The sequence below is a fragment of the Trueperaceae bacterium genome (genome assembly GCA_031581195.1).
In the GTDB taxonomy this organism is placed as follows: domain Bacteria; phylum Deinococcota; class Deinococci; order Deinococcales; family Trueperaceae; genus SLSQ01.
This window is the reverse complement of sequence record JAVLCF010000161.1, coordinates 1-3,580: the sequence shown is the minus strand read 5'-3', so window position 1 is coordinate 3,580 and position 3,580 is coordinate 1. Positions and strand designations below refer to the sequence as shown.

At 75.6% G+C, this 3,580-nt stretch carries 3 protein-coding genes; 2 read left to right on the top strand and 1 reads right to left on the bottom strand.

Translation table 11 applies throughout. From position 1 onward, the window contains the following. Positions 1–88 precede the first annotated feature (88 nt). Positions 89–1,549 carry a magnesium chelatase gene (locus RI554_10835; GenBank protein MDR9392511.1) on the top strand — a complete coding sequence of 487 codons (1,461 nt, stop codon included), beginning with the start codon at positions 89–91 and terminating at the stop codon, positions 1,547–1,549. Positions 1,550–1,555: 6 nt separating this feature from the next. Beyond that, entirely contained in the window at positions 1,556–2,812 is a 1,257-nt protein-coding gene (locus tag RI554_10830; protein ID MDR9392510.1) for a VWA domain-containing protein, read from the top strand. 15 nt (positions 2,813–2,827) lie between these two features. Here the strand turns inward: RI554_10830 and RI554_10825 are convergent. Then, positions 2,828–3,580, bottom strand: a 753-nt coding sequence (locus tag RI554_10825) for a tetratricopeptide repeat protein (GenBank protein MDR9392509.1), incomplete at its 5' end; no start/stop codon positions are given.

Genomic DNA, 3,580 nt, shown 5'->3' with positions numbered 1-3,580 from the left:
ATGCGGCATGCTACCCCCGCGCTCCGCCGCCCCCGGCATTGGAAGCGCGCGCGCCGTTTCATCCCGAGGGCGCTGCTAGGCTTTCGCCATGGACGCCTCCGACGCCCCACGCCCGACCACCCTCGGCGCGCTCCGCGCCTCCCCCTGGGCCGAGCACGCCGGACGCAGCGTCCGCGACGAGGTGCGCGCCAACCTCCGCGCCCGCCTCGCGCAGGGGGGCCCGGTGTTCCCCGGCATCGTCGGGTACGACCGCACCGTCGTCCCCGGCATCGTCAACGCCCTCCTCGCGAAGCACGACCTGATCCTCCTCGGTACGCGCGGGCAGGCCAAGACGCGGCTGCTGCGCGCCGTCGCGGACCTGCTCGACGACGTCCAGCCGGTCCTCGCCGACGCGGAACTCCCCGACGACCCGCTCGCCCCCACGACCCGCGAGGGGCGCGACCTCGTCGCGGCGCACGGCGACGACGCCGCCATCGCCTGGCGGCCCCGCGCCGAGCGGTACGTCGAGAAGCTCGCGACGCCCGACGTCACCGTCGCCGACCTCGTCGGCGACGTCGACCCCATCAAGGCGTCGCGGTTGGGCACGAAGCTCGGCGACGAACGCGCCGTCCACTATGGGCTGTTGCCCCGCGCCCACCGCGGGATCTTCGCCGTCAACGAACTCCCCGACCTCGCCGGCAAGGTCCAGGTCGCGCTGTTCAACGTCATGCAGGAGGGGGACGTACAGATCCGCGGCTACCCCGTCCGCCTCCCCCTCGACGTCCTGACGGTGTTCAGCGCGAACCCCGAGGACTACACCGCCCGCGGTCGCATCGTCACGCCCCTCAAGGACCGCATCGGGAGCCAAGTCCGCACGCACGACCCCGACACCGTCGACGCCGGCCTCCGCATCACCCTGCAGGAGGCGTGGACGGCGCGCGGCGGCGACCTGGAGCTGCCCGCCTGGGTCGCCGAAGCGGTCGAGCGGACCGCCTTCCGCGCCCGCGAGGACGCCCGCGTCGACGACCACGCCGGCGTCTCGCAGCGCCTCCCCATCAGCCTCCTCGAGACCGTCGTCAGCAACGCCGAACGCCGCGCCTGGGCGCACGGACGCGACCGCGTCGTCGCCCGCGTCCGCGACCTCGAGGGCGGCCTCGCGGCGGTCACCGGCAAGCTCGAGCTGGCGTACGAGGGCGAACTGCGCGGCGCGGAGGCGGTCGCCCGCGACGTGATGCGCGACGCGGTCGGTGCGACGTTCGACGCGCACGCCGGCGACGTCGACGTCGCGAGCGTCGTCGATTTCTTCGAGGGCGACGCCGTGCTGCGCCTCCCCGACGACGACGTCGACGCCCGCCTCGCCGCCATGGCGGCCGTCCCCGGCCTCCTGGACGCCGCCGACGCCCTCCTCGCCGACGCCGCGGCGGACGCGGAGCTCCGCGACGCCGCCACGGAGTTCGTCCTCGAGGGGTTGGTCGCGAAGAAACGGATCGCGCGGAGCGAGGAACGCGGCTACGAGAAGGCGGAACCCGACGCGCGCAGCGCGGCGTTCGCGCGGACGCGCTGGAACTGAGGCGCCGTGGCCCCCCTCCGTTACGCCAAGTACGAAGCGACCCTGCAGGACCTCGACGCCGCCGACCTCATGCGGATGCTGCAGGACCGCCTCACCGGCTCGGGGTTCGACCAGGACCCGTTCGATCCCGACCCGGAGGCCGGCACCACGATGCAGGACCTCTACGAGGCGATCGCGCAGGCGCTCCACGACGCCGACCTCCTCCCCGACGACCTGCTCGAGGAGGCGTTCGAGGCGGACGACTGGATGGACTCCGCGCTGGGCCGCACCGTCCGCGACCTCGCCGCGAAGCTCGAGGCGGCCGGCTTCGTGCGCGCCGAGGGCGGCCGCAGCCTCGCGGACGCCGCGGCGGAGGGGGACGGCGCGGAGGGCGAACCGGACGACCCCGCCGACGCGACCTTCGCCCTGACCGACGCCGCCGCCGACCTCTTGGGGCAACGCACCTTCGAGCACCTCGTCGGCGGGCGGGGCGGCGACCCGGGCGGCGCGCACCGCACCCGCTTCACCGACGCCGGCGTCGAGGCGAACGGCGCCAGCCGCCCCTGGAGCTTCGGGGACGCGATGCACCTCGACGTCGCCGAGACCTTCAAGAGCGCGCTGGCGCGCGGCGGGGCGGACCTGACGCTGGAGGACGGCGACCTGCACGTCCTCGAGGCCGACCGGAGCGAGACCGCCGCGACGGTCGTGATGCTGGACGTCAGCCACTCGATGATCCTCTACGGCGAGGATCGCTTCACGCCCGCGAAGCAGGTCGCCCTGGCGCTCGCGCACCTCATCCGGACGCGCTACCCGGGGGACGTCGTGAAGTTCGTGCTGTTCCACGACCGCGCCGAGGAGGTCTCCCTCGCGCAGTTGACGACCGCGCGGGTCGGGCCGTACCACACGAACACCGCCGGCGGCCTCGAGGTCGCCCGGCGGCTGCTCAAGCGCGAGCGGGCGGCGATCAAGCAGATCGTCATGATCACCGACGGCAAACCGACGGCGTTGTCGATGCCGGACGGCCGCGTCTACGTCAACGCCATGGGCCTCGACCCGCTGGTGATGGGCCGCACCCTCCGCGAGGTGGCCGGCTGCCGCCGCGACGGGGTCGTGATCAACACGTTCATGCTGGCGCGCGACCCGGAGCTCGTCGCCTTCGTCCGCCGCGTGAGCGACATGACGCACGGGCGCGCGACGTTCACGACGCCCCGCACGATCGGGGAGACGGTGCTCCGCGACTACGAGCGCGGCCGCGCCCAGGGGGGCGGCCGCAACCTGAACTGACGCCCCCGAGGCGGCTCACTCCGGGTCGGGCGGTCGTTCGTCGCCGCGCCGCGCGAGCGCATCCAGCGCCTGCACCGCCGGCGGGTAGTTCGGGTCCAACGAGCGGGCGGTGCGGTAGGCCGCTTCGGCGCGCCCCACCTCGCCGCGCGCCTGCAGCAGCGTCCCGATCCGGTAGTGCGCCTCCACCAGCGCCGGCGACGGCGCCCCCAGGCTGGTGCGGCCCTCCGCCTCCGCCCGCGCGACCGCGACCGCGAACGCCTCGAGGGCGGCGTCCGTCGCGCCCTCGCGCGCCAGGATCCGCCCGCGGTTGAGGTGCGGCCACGGCTCCCGCGCGCCGCGTTCGGTCTCCGCGGCGCGGGCGTACGCCTCCCGCGCCGCGTCGCTCCGCCCGGCCCGCCAGGCGACGCGCGCCAGGTCCATCGCGTGGCCGTACGCGTCGCTCTGCGCGAACGCCGCCTCCAGCGCCGCGAGGGCGGCGTCGGCGTCGCCCTCCGCGGCGAGCAGCAGGCCGCGTTCGTGCAGCAGGGCCGCGTCCTCGGCGACGCCGGCCGCCGCCCGCAACGCCACCGCTTCGTCGAACGCCGCGCGGGCGGTCGCCACGTCCCCCGTGAGGCGCGCCGCGCGGGCGTACAGCAGGTGCGCGGCGGGGTCGTCGGGGGCGGCCTCCACGACCCGCGGACCCTCCAGCTGCGCGGCGGCGTTGTAGAAGCCGCGCGCGAGCAGGTCGCGCAACGTCGCGGTGGGGTCGTCCTGCGCGCCGGCGGCGCC